This is a genomic window from Clostridium sp. HBUAS56010 (assembly GCF_007115105.1).
GTDB lineage: Bacteria > Bacillota > Clostridia > Lachnospirales > Lachnospiraceae > Lacrimispora.
Genome location: NZ_SULJ01000011.1, coordinates 38,673 through 54,077, shown reverse-complemented (window position 1 = coordinate 54,077; position 15,405 = coordinate 38,673). Strand labels below are relative to the sequence as shown.

At 42.3% G+C, this 15,405-nt stretch carries 15 protein-coding genes; 10 read left to right on the top strand and 5 right to left on the bottom strand.

All coding sequences use genetic code 11. The features are described 5' to 3' along the window. Window positions 1-2: 2 nt before the first annotated feature. Together FAY33_RS15340 and asnS are read right to left on the bottom strand one after the other, a co-directional pair. The gene (locus FAY33_RS15340; RefSeq protein ID WP_143322114.1) at window positions 3-1,073 is read right to left on the bottom strand and encodes a DNA repair exonuclease; all 1,071 of its coding nucleotides are present in this window, start codon (window positions 1,071-1,073) and stop codon (window positions 3-5) included. A gap of 79 nt (window positions 1,074-1,152) precedes the next feature. Next, window positions 1,153-2,544 (bottom strand): asparagine--tRNA ligase, encoded by a 1,392-nt coding sequence (gene asnS, locus FAY33_RS15335; RefSeq protein WP_143322113.1) that lies wholly within the window; start codon window positions 2,542-2,544, stop codon window positions 1,153-1,155. Between the two features lie 243 nt (window positions 2,545-2,787). Between asnS and FAY33_RS15330 the strand changes: the two genes are divergently transcribed. The 5 genes from FAY33_RS15330 to FAY33_RS15310 all read left to right on the top strand — a co-directional run bounded on the left by FAY33_RS15330 (window position 2,788) and on the right by FAY33_RS15310 (window position 7,050). Continuing rightward, a complete protein-coding gene (locus FAY33_RS15330; protein ID WP_143322112.1) occupies window positions 2,788-4,062 on the top strand; it encodes a glucose-1-phosphate adenylyltransferase in 1,275 nt (424 codons plus the stop codon). Further along, a complete protein-coding gene (glgD, locus tag FAY33_RS15325; protein ID WP_143322111.1) occupies window positions 4,059-5,180 on the top strand; it encodes a glucose-1-phosphate adenylyltransferase subunit GlgD in 1,122 nt (373 codons plus the stop codon). Before FAY33_RS15330 ends, glgD begins: the two co-directional genes overlap by 4 nt. 25 nt (window positions 5,181-5,205) lie before the next feature. Next, the gene (gene spoVG, locus FAY33_RS15320; RefSeq protein ID WP_143322110.1) at window positions 5,206-5,487 is read left to right on the top strand and encodes a septation regulator SpoVG; all 282 of its coding nucleotides are present in this window, start codon (window positions 5,206-5,208) and stop codon (window positions 5,485-5,487) included. A gap of 135 nt (window positions 5,488-5,622) precedes the next feature. Beyond that, window positions 5,623-6,609 (top strand): diaminopimelate dehydrogenase, encoded by a 987-nt coding sequence (locus FAY33_RS15315; protein WP_143322109.1) that lies wholly within the window; start codon window positions 5,623-5,625, stop codon window positions 6,607-6,609. A 21-nt stretch (window positions 6,610-6,630) separates the two neighbouring features. Beyond that, window positions 6,631-7,050: a DUF3783 domain-containing protein gene (locus tag FAY33_RS15310; RefSeq protein WP_143322108.1), complete on the top strand. Its 420-nt coding sequence runs from the start codon at window positions 6,631-6,633 to the stop codon at window positions 7,048-7,050. 57 nt (window positions 7,051-7,107) lie between these two features. Here the strand turns inward: FAY33_RS15310 and FAY33_RS15305 are convergent, their stop codons facing one another. From FAY33_RS15305 to FAY33_RS15295, 3 genes are read right to left on the bottom strand one after another with little or no spacing between them, the layout of a single operon-like run. Beyond that, window positions 7,108-7,857, bottom strand: a complete 750-nt coding sequence (locus tag FAY33_RS15305; RefSeq protein WP_143322107.1) for an aminoglycoside phosphotransferase family protein — start codon at window positions 7,855-7,857, stop codon at window positions 7,108-7,110. Window positions 7,858-7,894: 37 nt separating this feature from the next. Continuing rightward, window positions 7,895-9,805 (bottom strand): 1,4-alpha-glucan branching protein GlgB, encoded by a 1,911-nt coding sequence (gene glgB / locus FAY33_RS15300; RefSeq protein ID WP_143322106.1) that lies wholly within the window; start codon window positions 9,803-9,805, stop codon window positions 7,895-7,897. 21 nt (window positions 9,806-9,826) lie between these two features. Next, entirely contained in the window at window positions 9,827-10,102 is a 276-nt protein-coding gene (locus FAY33_RS15295) for a YaaL family protein (RefSeq protein WP_143322105.1), read from the bottom strand. A 539-nt stretch (window positions 10,103-10,641) separates the two neighbouring features. On the opposite strand from FAY33_RS15295, the gene FAY33_RS15290 reads away from it, so the two are divergent. The 5 genes from FAY33_RS15290 to FAY33_RS15270 are packed head-to-tail and all read left to right on the top strand — an operon-like array spanning window position 10,642 to window position 15,404. Beyond that, window positions 10,642-11,178, top strand: coding sequence for a prepilin peptidase (locus tag FAY33_RS15290; protein WP_143322104.1), 537 nt, complete (start codon window positions 10,642-10,644; stop codon window positions 11,176-11,178). A gap of 14 nt (window positions 11,179-11,192) precedes the next feature. Continuing rightward, window positions 11,193-12,188, top strand: coding sequence for a hypothetical protein (locus FAY33_RS15285; protein WP_243126781.1), 996 nt, complete (start codon window positions 11,193-11,195; stop codon window positions 12,186-12,188). Between the two features lie 18 nt (window positions 12,189-12,206). Next, window positions 12,207-13,427 (top strand): CpaF family protein, encoded by a 1,221-nt coding sequence (locus FAY33_RS15280; protein WP_143322103.1) that lies wholly within the window; start codon window positions 12,207-12,209, stop codon window positions 13,425-13,427. Then, a complete protein-coding gene (locus tag FAY33_RS15275; RefSeq protein WP_143322193.1) occupies window positions 13,390-14,154 on the top strand; it encodes a type II secretion system F family protein in 765 nt (254 codons plus the stop codon). Before FAY33_RS15280 ends, FAY33_RS15275 begins: the two co-directional genes overlap by 38 nt. A gap of 8 nt (window positions 14,155-14,162) precedes the next feature. Then, window positions 14,163-15,404: an immunoglobulin-like domain-containing protein gene (locus FAY33_RS15270; protein WP_143322102.1), complete on the top strand. Its 1,242-nt coding sequence runs from the start codon at window positions 14,163-14,165 to the stop codon at window positions 15,402-15,404. Window position 15,405 lies beyond the last annotated feature (1 nt).

Below are 15,405 nucleotides of genomic sequence, written 5' to 3'. Positions count from 1 at the left end.
AATTAACTCCTTTCGTCTGTGGTACGAAGCAACGCGTTAATGCCGTAATAGAGTGCCTTTTTCTCTACCGGGCTCATCTCTGGTTTTTGGAGAGCCTGAATGTAAAATCCGATCATATCACTGGAATGCTCTGCAAAAAGAGCAGAAAAGTCATACTGAGGCTCGGATTCATCCACAATCTCCATAATCTTAAACCGTGCAGAGAGCATGTTAAGATCAAAAGAGATATCAGGATCACGCATGCCCTTGATGCGGAAGCGGAAGATATTCTCTGGACCCCGGCTCTGGATTTCCTGTGTAATCTTCATAGCCAGCTCCGTATTGGTGGTAGCGGTTGTTACGTTAACGGCAAGAGAGATATACTGGAGTTTTGCAAGAGGGACAAACTTGAGAGAGGTTATCATGCGGGTTACCTCATTGATTTCTCCCACCATCATACCGTGCTGTCCGGATTCTGTCTTATCAAGAGGCTCTAAGGAGCCGGCGTATGCCATCCGGTTCTCAATCAGCACTTCAGGGCGATGGACATGTCCCATTGCAATGTAAGAAAAGTCCAGGTTTGCCATGGCACCCTTATCAAAAGGAATATGGTTTGCATCTCCTCCATGACCCAGTAAAATGTGAATCCGCCCGTTATTGGGTACCTTGATGTGGTCCAGACGGTTTTCAAAGATCTCGGCAGAGTAGTAGCTGAAACCATAAACCTCCGTATTGATCTCTTTAAAATACACACTGTCCAGTTCTTCGCTCATAAGATAAGTCACGTTAGGTGCCCAGTCAAAGCTTAATATGGCGGAGTTTTTACGGATGCGGTCATAGTTGCCGGCGATGATGACCACATGAACGGCAGGAATGGTGGAGAATAAATAATTTACTTCTTTTAAATCTCTGGCAAGAGGCTGCCGGTGGAACAAATCACCGGAGATCAGAAGACAGTCCGCTTCCAGGTCTTTTGCCTGGTTTACAGCCTTTGCGAAAGTTTCCTTAATATCCTGGCACCGTTCCTTACTCCAGGGCTTGTCGCTGTCAGGACTCATGCCCCAGTGGACATCTGCAATATGTATAAATTTCATTGTCGTTACCTCGCTGGTCCTATGTATAAAGATACCACAAATCCCCCGCCTCATTTAGCAGGGAACTTGTGGTACAGGCTTAAAGTTCGCAGTTGTTAACGGTTCTTGGGAATGGAATTACATCACGGATATTAGCCATTCCGGTCAGGTACATTACGCAGCGCTCAAAGCCTAAACCAAAGCCTGCATGGCGGGTTGAACCGTATTTTCTAAGATCAAGATAGAAATCATAATCTTCTTTTTCAAGTCCAAGCTCGTCCATTCGTGCAACGAGTCTGTCATAATTATCTTCCCTCTGGCTTCCGCCAATTATTTCACCGATTCCAGGCACCAGACAGTCCACAGCAGCAACTGTTTTGTTATCTGGATTCATCTTCATATAGAAAGCCTTAATTTCCTTTGGATAATCTGTAACAAAAACAGGCTTTTTAAAGAGCTGCTCCGTTAAATAACGTTCATGCTCTGTCTGTAAATCACAGCCCCAGAATACTTTATAGTCAAACTCATCGTTGTGCCTGGTGAGAAGCTCTACGGCTTCTGTATAGGTAACACGGGCAAATTCAGAATTAAGGACATGATTTAAACGGTTAAGCAATTCCTTGTCAACAAACTGGTTAAAGAAATTCATCTCTTCCGGAGCGTGCTCAAGAACATATCGGATGACATATTTAAGCATGGATTCAGCCAGCTCCATGTCATCATTTAAATCAGCAAAAGCCATCTCCGGTTCGATCATCCAGAATTCGGCTGCATGACGGGTAGTATTGGAGTTCTCTGCACGGAAGGTAGGTCCAAAGGTATAGATGTTGCGGAAAGCCATGGCATAGGTCTCTCCGTTTAACTGACCGCTTACGGTTAAGTTTGTAGGCTTGCCAAAGAAGTCCTCAGAAAAGTCCACCTTACCGTCTTCTGTTTTAGGAATATTATTAAGGTCCATGGTAGTTACCTGGAACATCTCACCGGCACCTTCGCAGTCACTTCCAGTAATAAGGGGGGTATGCACATAGACAAAGTCCCTCTCCTGAAAAAACTGATGAATGGCATAGGCGATTAAGGAACGTACCCGAAAGACTGCCTGAAAAGTATTGGTTCTTGGACGTAAATGAGAGATTGTCCGTAAATATTCAAAAGAATGACGCTTTTTCTGAAGAGGATAATCCGGTGCAGAAGCACCTTCTACTGTAATCTCATCTGCCTGAATCTCAAACGGCTGTTTTGCATCGGGAGTTGGAACCAGAGTACCCTTAACAATTACAGCAGCACCGATATTAAGCTTGGATATTTCGGAAAAATTCACCATGGTATCGTGATAAACTACCTGGAGTGTTTCAAAATAAGAGCCATCGTTTAAAACAAGAAAGCCGAATGTCTTGGAATCTCTGAGATTTCTTACCCAGCCACCGACTGTAACTTTTGTATTGAGAAATGAATCCCGGTTTTTATATATTTGTCTTACTGTTGCTAAATCCATAATTGCGTCTCCTTTTAATATGTTCGCATACTTATTAAGATTATACTGTATTTTTAGACTTGATTCAAGGGGGCAGGAAGTAAAAACGTTAAATAAGTCCTAAAATGTAAAGAAATGGTATAATGCACGAAAAATGTCGGAAATTGCACAAAAAAAGAAGAAGTAAAATGAAATATTTGTTCACTATTTTTGGGAAGTATGGTATAATGTAGAAGCAATAAATACACAGCAAGAGGTGATAACGTGATTAAAAAAGAGATGATTGCCATGCTTTTGGCAGGTGGACAAGGAAGCCGTTTAGGTGTACTGACGCAAAAAGTTGCCAAACCAGCAGTATCCTTTGGCGGCAAGTACCGTATCATCGATTTCCCGCTTAGCAACTGCATTAATTCAGGGGTGGATACAGTTGGAGTTCTGACTCAGTATCAGCCGCTGCGTTTGAACACTCACATCGGAATCGGAATCCCCTGGGATTTAGACCGTAATGTGGGCGGTGTTACCATACTCCCTCCTTATGAAAGGAGCAAAGGAAGTGACTGGTATACAGGAACAGCTAATGCAATCTATCAGAATCTGGAATACATGGAGACCTATAATCCGGATTATGTACTGATCCTTTCCGGGGATCATATTTATAAGATGGATTATGAAGTGATGCTGGAATATCATAAAGCCAATAATGCAGATATCACCATTGCTGCAATGCCTGTACCAATTGAGGAAGCAGGCCGGTTTGGAATTTTGATTGCTGATGAGAATAATAAAATTACAGAGTTTGAAGAAAAGCCCGTGGAGCCAAGAAGCAACCTTGCCTCTATGGGAATCTACATATTTAGCTGGAAGGTATTAAAGGAAGCGCTGATCCGCATGTCTGATGTACCTGGCTGTGATTTTGGAAAACATATTATCCCTTTCTGTTTTGAAGAGGGAAAAAGGGTATTTGCTTATGAATACAACGGCTACTGGAAAGATGTGGGTACCCTTGCTTCCTACTGGGAAGCCAATATGGAACTGATTGATATCATACCTGAGTTTAACCTTTATGAAGAATACTGGAAGATTTATACAAAGAGCGATATCATTCCGCCTCAGTATGTTTCAGAAGATGCGGTGATAGAAAGAAGTATCATCGGCGAGGGCACCGAAGTCTATGGAGAAGTGAGAAACTCTGTGCTTGGTCCCGGGGTAGTTATAAAAAAAGGAGCAGTTATAAAGGACTCCATAATTATGAGGGAATGTGTCATCGGAGAAGGTGCTGTGATTAATAAATCCATTCTTGCTGAAAATGTAAAAGTAGGACAGGGAGCAGAGCTTGGCGTGGGAGAGTACCAGAAGAGCCGGTATGATCCAAAGGTTTATCAGTCTGATCTGGTCACTGTTGGAGAAAATTCCATAATACCAGAACAGGTAAAAGTGGGAAAGAATACAGCAATTGTAGGGAATACCACACTGGAAGATTATACAGAGGGGCAATTGGCTGGTGGAGATTATATCATAAAGGCAGGTGGTATGCGATGAGGGCGATAGGAATATTATTAGCGGGTGGCAACAGTAAGAGAATGAGAGAACTCTCCAGCAAAAGGGCCATTGCAGCCATGCCTATTGCGGGAAATTACCGAAGCATAGATTTTGCACTCAGCAACATGACCAATTCCCACATTCAGAATGTGGCGGTTTTGACCCAGTATAACTCACGCTCTCTTCATCTTCATTTAAGTTCATCTAAATGGTGGGATTTTGGAAGAAAGCAGGGAGGGCTGTTCGTATTTACGCCTACCATAACGTCAGAAAGCAGTGACTGGTATCGTGGAACAGCAGATGCCCTGTATCAGAATCTGACATTTTTAAAAAACAGCCATGAACCCTATGCAGTAATTGCCGCTGGGGACGGCATTTACAAATTGGATTACAGCAAGGTTCTGGAATATCATATTGAGAAGAAATCAGATATTACCGTAGTGTGTACCGAACTGCCGCCTGGAGAAGATACCACCCGTTTTGGACTGGTAAAGACAAACCAGGATGGAAGAATTACAGATTTTGAGGAAAAGCCCATGGTTGCCTCCTCCAATACCGTGTCATGCGGGATCTATGTAATCCGCAGAAGACAGTTGATTGAGTTAATCGAGAAGTGTGCAAGGGAAGACCGCTATGACTTTGTCAATGACATCTTGGTACGTTATCGGAGTTTAAAGAGAATATATGCTTATAAAATGAGTACTTACTGGAGAAATATTGCTTCCGTGGAATCTTACTACAGAACCAATATGGATTTTTTGAAACCAGAAGTAAGGGACTACTTTTTTCGCCAGTATCCAGATGTTTATTCCAAGGTTGATGATCTTCCGCCAGCAAAATATAATCAGGGCGCGTCGGTAAAGAACAGTCTGGTATCCAGCGGCAGCATTGTTAACGGAGCTGTTGAGAACTCTGTACTCTTTAAGAAAGCTTATATTGGTAACAACTGCGTCATTAAAAATTCCATTATTTTGAATGACGTTTATATAGGGGACAATACGGTGATTGAAAACTGTATTGTGGAAAGCAGGGATACCATCCGTGCCAATACCACCTATATAGGGACACCGGACAAGATAAAAATTGTCCTCGAAAAAAACGAAAGATACACATTATAGGAAATGTGACGGGAAGGGGTTTAACATGCAGATTACAGATGTAAGAGTAAGGCGCATCGAAAAAGAAGGAAAGATGAGGGCTATCGTATCCATTACACTGGACAATGAATTTGTAATTCATGACATTAAGGTGATTGAGGGAGAGAAGGGGTTGTTCATTGCCATGCCGAGCCGTAAGGCGGCAGATGGAGAATATCGGGACATTGCTCACCCCATCAATTCGAATACCAGGGATATGATCCAGAAGGTGATTTTAGACAAATATGAAACCACTGCCATGGATGTACCAGAAGCAGTACTTGCATAAAAAATAAGAGGTCCGCAGACAGTTGAAGGTGCTGTCTGCGGATTTTTCTATAAGAGACAAAAAAATCTATTATTTACAGCATATAGAGATTAGGGTTATAATGAATATCAGCAATTTTAGAAAGGTGTTGAAAATATGACAGTTAGAATTGGTATTGTAGGATATGGAAACCTTGGAAGAGGCGTGGAATGTGCCATTCGTCATAATCCGGACATGGAACTTGCCGCTGTATTTACCAGAAGGAAGCCGGAATCAGTAAAGCTTTTGACCCAGGGAGTACAAGTTTACCCTTATGATGAAATCGTATCAAAAAAAGATTCCATTGACGTACTCATTTTGTGCGGCGGAAGCGCAAAGGATCTGCCGGTTCAGACTCCGGAGCTGGTAAAATATTTTAATGTAATAGACAGCTTTGATACTCATGCCAAAATACCGGATCATTTTAAGACCGTTGATTCTGTGGCAGAGCAGAGTGGTAAAGTGGCAATTATATCGGTAGGCTGGGATCCGGGGATGTTTTCCATAAACAGACTCTATGGAGGTTCTGTTTTACCTGGAGGACACGACTATACATTCTGGGGAAAGGGTGTTAGTCAGGGACACTCTGATGCCATTCGAAGAATCCAGGGTGTAAAGAATGCCAGACAATACACTATTCCTGTTGAGGATGCGTTAAAGGCAGTGCGGGCTGGAACCAATCCAGAATTAACAGCAAAACAGAAGCACACCAGAGAATGTTTTGTTGTGGCGGAAGACGGCGCAGACCTGGAACGAATCCGCCAGGAGATTGTAACCATGCCTAATTATTTTTCTGATTATGACACTACGGTTCACTTTATCAGTGAAGAAGAGCTTATGAGAGACCATAAGGGCATTCCCCATGGTGGTTTTGTTATCAGAACAGGTACGACCGGCTGGGATGATGAGAACAGCCATGTGGTTGAATATAGTTTAAAATTAGATTCTAACCCTGAATTTACATCGTCTGTACTGACGGCATATGCCCGCGCAGCTTACCGGCTCAATAAGGAAGGGCAGAAGGGCTGTAAGACCGTGTTTGATATTGCACCAGCGTATTTAAGTCCGTTAAGCGGGGAAGATTTGAGAAGACAACTGTTATAATAGGGCAACAGGAGGGAAACTATGGCAGCTACAAAGGAGATGGTTCTTTACTATCAGCCGGAGCATACCAAAAAGAGTGGAAATGACACCAAAGCAGCAAAATTAAAGGCAGTTCTGGTGCGAATGGGAATCCGCATTAAGAATGTTTCCGGAGATCAGATGAATCAGACAGTAGGATATCTGGCTGGATATGAAGGGTTTGAAGAAAAACCATTGGAAGCGTGCATTCCTGCAGAGGAGGAGATTCTTGTAATGAAGAACTTTTCCAACCGGCGGGTGGACGAACTGATTATGAATTTAAGACGGGCTGGAGTGCCAAAGATTGAGTTAAAGGCAGTCGTTACCGGAACCAACAGTAAGTGGACGTTCTATGAACTATACGTAGAACTTAAGAAGGAACACGATGTGATGTCCGGCAGTCAGCAGCCACAGTCAGAATAGAGAAAAGAACCTTGCATGGTACAGAAAACCATGCAAGGTTCTTTTTGGTCAGATGCATTACTGATATTCAAAAACATTTGCCCATTGAAGCAGAAGCTCTGTTTCTTCCGGTCGTTTCTTTGAGAGCTGTGCTGCAGCTACAATGGGAAGCCATGATTGTACATACTTTTTGGCAGTGCCTGTTTTGCTGCAGAAAAGATCCATGTAAAGGTCTGCTTTTCGCTGATCCTCAAGGCAGAAGAGAAGATAAGTTCTGGCTACGTCTGCACTGGCATTACCCTGAGTGGCGTGAACCCAGTCCAGAACATACATGGTTCCGTCCTCTTTGACAATGATGTTACTGGGATTAAAGTCTCCATGGCAGAGTTTCGTATGTTTTGGCATACTGTCTAAACGGGTCTGCAAATCGTAACGCATCACATCTTCCAGATCTTCACTGTCGGAGATTTGCTTTGCCATCTTATCTTTCAGTTTGTTTAAAAGAGGACATTGTTTTTCCATAATAGAAAGATGGAGTGTTACCATCTGATCCATTAATTCGTGCAGTTGATCCGGTTGCTCATCCATAAGCTGTTTTAAAGTCCTGCCCTTAATAAAATCAAAAGTAATGGACCACTTTTCTTCAAAAACTCCAACTTCCAGTACTTTAGGAACTTGAATTCCTCCTGTTTCCTCCACTCTTGCGGTGATTAATGCTTCATTGAGGACCTCGGCCTTTGGAAACCCCTTACAAAAGACCTTAATTGCTTTTTCTCCATCCCGATACACGGTTTTAGCTGCTGTTTCGGCAATTACTTCCACTTCCATTATACCTCTCCCTTCCATTTAGACTGATCTATTAATTTTAAAAGCGAAAGACTCTTACACCATAAGCTGGAAGGGGGAATTCAAATGAGTATGCCTGTTTATCCCATTCCAAAGATTCTGCTGCAAAAGAGGGCGCTTTTTTGTCCGAAGAGTAAAGACCATGGCTTTCGTCTAATACAAGTGTATATTTGCCTTTTTGGGGAACTCCAACCCGATAATCCTCCCGTTTCACCGGTGTGAAATTAAGGACAAATAGCAATCCGTTTTTGTGATTGGAACCTCTGCGGATAAAGCTGAATATGCTCCGGTCGCTATCGTTGGCATTGATCCAGGAAAACCCGTCCCAGTCATAATCTCTTTCATAAAGAGCTGGATATTCTCTATAAAGATGCAAAAGATCTCTGACAAAGTTCTTTAAATCCTGTCCCAATGGCTCACTGGCAAGATACCAGTCTAAAGCGGTTTTTTCATCCCATTCGTGATATTGTCCAAAATCCTGCCCCATAAACAAAAGTTTTTTCCCCGGATGACCGAACATAAGGGAGTATCCGACTTTTAAATTGGCGAATTTATCTTCAGGAAGTCCAGGCATTTTTTCAATCATGGAGCCTTTTAAATGGACAACTTCATCATGAGACAGCACAAGTATATATTTTTCACTGGTAAAGTATGTAAGTCCAAAGGTGATCTTATGGTGGTTGTATTTTCTAAAATAAGGGTCCAGTTTCATGTATTCCAGGAAATCATGCATCCATCCCATGTTCCACTTAAAGGAAAATCCCAAACCACCGTCATCAGGAGAATGGGTGACTTTCGGCCATGCAGTAGATTCTTCCGCAATTACTACCGCATTTCCTCCCCGTTCTTTCATAACAGTATTTAAGTGTTTAAAAAATGCGATGGCTTCCAGGTTTTCATTGCCGCCGTCTTTATTTGGAATCCACTCCCCCCTGTCCCTTCCATAATCCAGATAAAGCATAGAAGCAACCGCATCGACCCGCAGTCCGTCAATATGAAATTTTTCCACCCAGTAAAGAGCATTGGCGATAAGAAAATTATCTACCTCGTATTTACTGTAATCAAAGACCTTTGTTCCCCAGTCCGGATGCTCTCCTTTTCGTGGGTCTGCGTATTCGTAGCAGGCTCCCCCATCAAAATCAGATAATCCATGGGCATCCTTTGGAAAATGGGCGGGCACCCAGTCCAGGATGACGCCAATGCCTTTCTGGTGCATATAATCAACAAAATACATGAATTCTTTTGGTGTTCCATAACGGGAGGTGGGAGCAAAGTAACCAGTCACCTGGTATCCCCAGGAACCATCATAAGGATGTTCTGCAATTCCGAGCAGTTCAATATGGGTGTAGCCCATGGAGGAAACGTAATCGCCCAGTTCGTGAGCGGCTTCTATGTAAGTATAAAATCCGTCTTTTTCTTCCCGGTTCTTTTTCTTCCAGGAACCCAGATGTACTTCATAAATGCTCATGGGACCTTCCATGGGATCCTGCTTCCGGCGCTGATCCAACCAGGAACTATCGTTCCATTCATAACCGGAAAGATCAGAGGTAACAGAGGCGGTCTGAGGGCGGTATTCCGCTTCAAACGCATATGGGTCAGCTTTAAACAAGATCTTTCCGCTTTCCTGGGTAATGGCATATTTATAAAGTGCGCCAATACCAAGATCCGGGACGAAGACCTCCCAGATTCCGGAGTCAGCCAGACAGGTCATGGGAGTCTTATCGGAATTCCAGCCGTTAAAATCTCCTACGACACTGACCTGGCTTGCATGAGGGGCCCAGACAGCAAAATACATTCCCTCTCTGCCATTGTAAGTCTTTGGGTGAGCGCCCAGCTTTTCATAAATCTCGTAATGTTTTCCGTTGTTATAGAGATAGCGGTCTACCTCTGTAATAAACCCAGTTCCCATTTCCACTTTTTCTTCAGCCATTTGCTCACTCCTCCGTGATCTCTAAGATAGCACTCTGTGCTTGCCGTTTGCAATTGGAAGCGGCTTTGCTTCCTGCAGTTTCATTTCTCTGCTTTTAAAACGCCGCAGAAGAAACTGATAACGCAACTGTGCTGCGTTCAGTTCGTAGATATAGCAATCAATAAGTGTTGGATCTACCACATGTTCAAAGTGGTTCCTGGCAGCATCTATGGCTGTCTTGGAACATTCGATCTCATGTCTTAATCTTTGTTCCTCTTCCCATTCAGTCAGATGCTTTTTAAAGAGAATATGCTTCATTTTTCCAGCTCCGTTTCCTGATCTTTTATAGAATCCCTATAAAACTCATTATAACTGGAAAATGGCTTTTTATTCATATATTACCTGTATAGGTGGTTCTTTCCCTGCTTCTTTTAAAATCCTTAGATAATGAGAGAGGGCAGGGCGTGCAGTCCGAAAAAGCACATGAAAGCTCTGGCTCTTTCTTTTTTGGTAAAAAATAGACTAATTCTATCTTATCATTCTGTGCAGCAGGAGTCAATAATTTGATAAAAATATATCGTCAATATTACTTGAAAATATAATTATATACAAGAATAATTGTATAAATAATACAAAATAATTGAATAAGTGAGCTAATTCGTGAAAATTCGATGTTAAAAATAAAACACAAAAAATAAAAAAAACTGGTTGACATTTCCAGAAAAGCTGTGCATAATAGATTCATATTCCTGTACGCGTTCTGTGTACAGCATTTCAGATATTTTAGCTGATAATCCAGCATATTTTCCTATGTTAATTTGTATTGTTAGAACTGACATGAATAAGAAGGAGATGATATTGTTTTTAATTTTATTATACTGTTTCTGTTGGGAGCAGGTGCTTTTTTTGATGTACGGGAACACAGAATTCCTAACTGGTGGGTGCTTTTTGGCGTCCTTAACGGAGGTTTTTTGCAGATTCTAAAGGCAGGAACTGGAACCGCTGGGTTTTCATTATTGGAGCCGCTTTTTATGTTCCTGCTCCGCATGTTTGTTGTAACAGCAGCACTTTTTTTCTTGTTTTTATTTCGTATGATTGGAGCCGGTGATATAAAAATGGCGGCACTTATATGTGGATATCTTGGCTTTTCAGCCGGTGCATGGGCAATTGGAGCCGGTTTTCTTATAGGGGCATTCTGGTCCCTGATCAAAATGGCAGGCGGGCATAGGTTTCGATACCGCTTCTCCTGTCTTCACACCTATATCAGGTATGTAATCCAAACAGGTAAAATAACCGCATATTACCGCCCGGAAAGGGATGGATACAAAGATGTTATCCCTCTCGGGCTATGTCTTTTCCTTGGAACATTTATTACAGTGGTAATTTTGCGGTAAAAGGAGGTTTTTAATTGGCAGATCGAGTGATGGCAGTCTATGATGCAGATCCTTTATATGCAGAGAGATTTGCAGATTTTGTAAACAAAAGAGGTCAGATTCCATTTTCTATAATCGCATTTACAGAACTTGAAAAACTAAAGAGTTATGGAGAGGTGCATATGATTGAGCTTTTACTGATTCATGGGAAGGTTTCCAGAGAAGAGATTGCCGGGATTCGTGCGTTACAGGTGATTTTTCTTACGGAAGGAAAAGACGTACTTTATGAGGAGTCTGAAAAAAGTATCTATAAATTCCAGTCAGCCGAAGCAATTATAAGGGAGGTCATGGAATATTTTTGCAGCAGCGCTCAGGATAAGGATACCACCATAATTTCGAAAAAAGGCAGAGTAATAGGAGTATATTCTCCTGTTAATCGCTGTTTGAAGACTTCCTTCTCTCTTACGATGGGACAGCTTTTGTCCAGGGATTTAAAGGTGCTTTATTTGAATTTTGAGGACTGTTCCGGACTGGGAAAGTTAATTGGAGAGGAACACAAGCAGGGATTATCCGATCTGTTTTATTATTACAGCCAGGAAAACTACAACTGGGTGAGGCTGGCATCCTTAATTTATACCTGGGGCGAATTGGATTATGTTCCCCCGGTCCGCTATCCCGAAGACCTGGAACAGATAACGGCTTTGGAAGTGTCTGAACTGGTGGGGCACATAGCGAAGGAAAGTACATATGAAGCCATTATTCTGGACCTTGGGCAGTTTGGAAAGGGGGCAGTTCAGGTTCTTGAAATCTGTGATGTCGTTTATATGCCTATAATAGAAGATTGTGTTTCTGAAGCCAAAGTGGAAGAGTTTGAAACATATTTATCTGTTTCTGGTCATGAATCTATGAAGAGTCGGATTCAAAAGATCAAACTTCCTTATCATCACAGTTTTGGAAAGAGTACTTCCTATCTGGAGCAGCTTTTATGGGGGGAATTAGGAGATTACACCAGACAGTTATTGAGAAAATAGGGGAAGGGAGAGGAAGATATGGATGAAGAACATCGAAAACGCATGCGGGAAGATATTTTAAGGGAATTAAATGATCAGCAGCAGGTTATGGATGAGGAATTGTGTGCTTTGATTGACAGAAAAGTCCTGGAATATGGGCAGGAGTTTTTTCTTCCATTAAAGGATCAGTTGGAGTTAAAAGGAAGGTTATTCGATTCCTTTCGCAGGCTGGGAGCTTTGCAGGAGCTGGTAGATGATAAGAAAGTAACCGAGATTATGGTTAATGGAGCTAATGATGTATTTGTAGAGCGGAATGGAAATATGGAGCTTTGGGAAAAAACCTTTGACAGTCAGGAGCAGTTAGAGGACACCATTCAGCAGATTGTAAGCAGTGTGAACCGCACGGTGAATGTTTCAAAACCTATTGCAGATGCCAGACTTCCTGACGGCTCCAGAGTCCATGTGGTATTGCCGCCCGTTGCATTAGATGGTCCTGTGCTGACCATAAGGAAATTTCCAGAGCCTATTACCATGAGGAAGCTTTTAAAGATCGGGTCCTTAACGGAAGAATCTGCCCATTTCTTAAGATGTATTGTGGAGGCGGGATACAACATATTCATATGCGGAGGAACAAACTCTGGTAAGAGTACATTCTTAAATGCCCTGTCGGCCTATATTCCAAAAGGGGAACGAATCATCACCATAGAAGATTCCGCTGAACTTCAGATCACCCAGGTTAAGAATCTGGTGAGGCTCGAGACAAGAGGTGCGAATGGGGAAGGAGAGGGTGAGATCACCATTGGAGATCTGATTAAGGCATCCTTAAGGATGAATCCAGACAGAATTATTATAGGAGAAGTAAGAGGAAAGGAGGCTCTTGACATGATATCGGCTATGAATACAGGACATGACGGAAGCCTTAGTACGGGACATGGAAATAGTCCCAAGGACATGTTGTCAAGACTTGAAACCATGGTGCTTATGGCAGCAGACATCCCTCTTTCGGCAGTGAGAAACCAGATTGGTGCAGCACTGGACATTCTTATTCATCTTGGAAGATTAAGAGATAAAAGCAGACGGGTACTGTCAATTGTGGAGGTAGCAGGTTATGAAAGTGGTGAGATCAGACTCAATCCGTTATACCGGTTTGAAGAAGATTATAAAAACGAAGACAACAGCAAAACAGTGCAGGGAAGCCTTAAAAGAGTGGGAACCATTGAGAATGCCCAAAAGCTTAAAGCGGCAGGCATTGAGATATGACAGATACGTTTTAACACCTTATGAATGGCTTTTATATGGGGGACAGGGGCTGGTGATTGCAGCCGTATTTTCTTATGTTTTTTACCGCAGTATCATTGCGTTTTTGCTGTTCATTCCATTGGGATATATAGTTCCGGTGATGAAGAAAAGGCAACAGAAAGAAAAAAGGCTGCAACAGCTTAATGTGGAATTTAAAGAAGGGATTTTACTCTTATCCTCTTTTTTAAGTGCCGGATATTCTGTAGAGAATGCCTTTATTTCTACGGTAAAGGAACTGGTTTTGCTATACGGTGAGAAAGGGCTTGTTACCGGAGAGTTCAGACATATTGAGAATCAGATAAAGGTCAACCGTTCTGTAGAGCAGGCACTTTTAGAATTTGCAGACCGCAGTGGTCTTGATGATGTGAAAAATTTCGCAGAAGTGTTTGCTGCCGCTAAACGAAGTGGGGGAGAACTGGTATCCATTATTAGTCACACGGCAAACGTGATCCGGGACAAGGTATCAGTCAGACAGGAGATTCTTACAATGACTGCTTCCAAACAGTTTGAACAGAAGATTATGAACTTGATTCCATTTTTTATTGTAATTTATATTGACCTTACATCGCCAGGTTTTTTTACGATTATGTATACCACTGGAATTGGCAGAATACTGATGACAGTCTGTATGCTGATTTACATAATATCTTTTTTCTTTGCCCATAAAATCATGGAGATTGAGATATAGGAGAATACATGAGAGATAAAGGAAAGTTTACCATAACAAAAACGCAGATAGCATGTGTTGCGGCTGGAATAATACTATGTGCAGCCGGTGCTGTAATATCTTCTGCGCAGGCCAGAGCTATGTCAGAAAGTACAAGTTTAAAACGGGCAGGACCTGGGCAGGGGGAGACTATTTATGAGGTTGAAGTATCCGGACTTGATAAAGAGCAGCAAAAAAAGATATCTGTTAAGATTCCTGTCCGGGAAAGGACCTATTCTGAGGAAGAAGCAGACCAGGTATTTAAGGAAGCGCGGCTCCTGTTAGAAGAACAGATTTTAGGGGAGAATAATTCCCTGAAAGAGGTTCGAAAAGATTTGAATTTTAAGACAAGCCTCGGCGATTATGGCATAAAACTGCGTTGGGAATCAGAGAACCCGGACTTAGTAGATACCCTTGGTACTGTTCATAACGAAAAGGTAAACGAAGAGGGGGAAGCTGTTATGGTGCTTGCCCGTGCCACGTCTGGAGTTCATGAAAAAATCTATAAGTTTAATCTTAGAATTTTGCCTCGAGTCTTTACCGAAGAGGAGAAAGCCGCAGACCAGTTTCTTGCGTTAGCAGGAGAGGAAGATATCCGGCAGCAGACAGAAGATTATCTCAAACTTCCAGAATCATATTCTGGGCAGAAATTGAACTATTATTTTCCTTCGGATAACAGTTACCGTATTTTTCCGGTACTGGGGATTTTTATGGCAGCATTGCTTTATGCAAAAGAAGGTGTGAAGAAGAGAAAAGGGGATAAGCTTCGGGAACAGCAGCTTTTATTTGACTATTCGGAGGTGGTTTCAAAGCTGGTGGTTTATATTGGTGCAGGTCTTACCGTTCGAAGTGCGTTTTCCAGGATTGCATCTGGTTATGAAGGGGACGGCAAGAAGAGGAGAATCCGACCGGCTTATGAGGAGATTGTGAGAACGGTGTCTCAACTCGGAAGCGGAGTATCGGAATCCAAAGCATTTGGAGATTTTGGCAGGCGGTGTGCACTGCAGCCATATTTAAAGCTTTCAACGCTTTTGGAACAAAGCCAGAAGAATGGCAGCCGCCAGCTCCGTCAGGTGTTGGAGCTTGAGATGGTATCAGCCTTTGAACAGAGAAAAAACCTGGCTAAAAAGCTAGGAGAAGAGGCTGGAACCAAACTTTTAATTCCTCTGTTCCTTATGCTTCTTGTTGTCATGATTATGATTGTAGTTCCTGCATTTTTATCATTTTATTGAA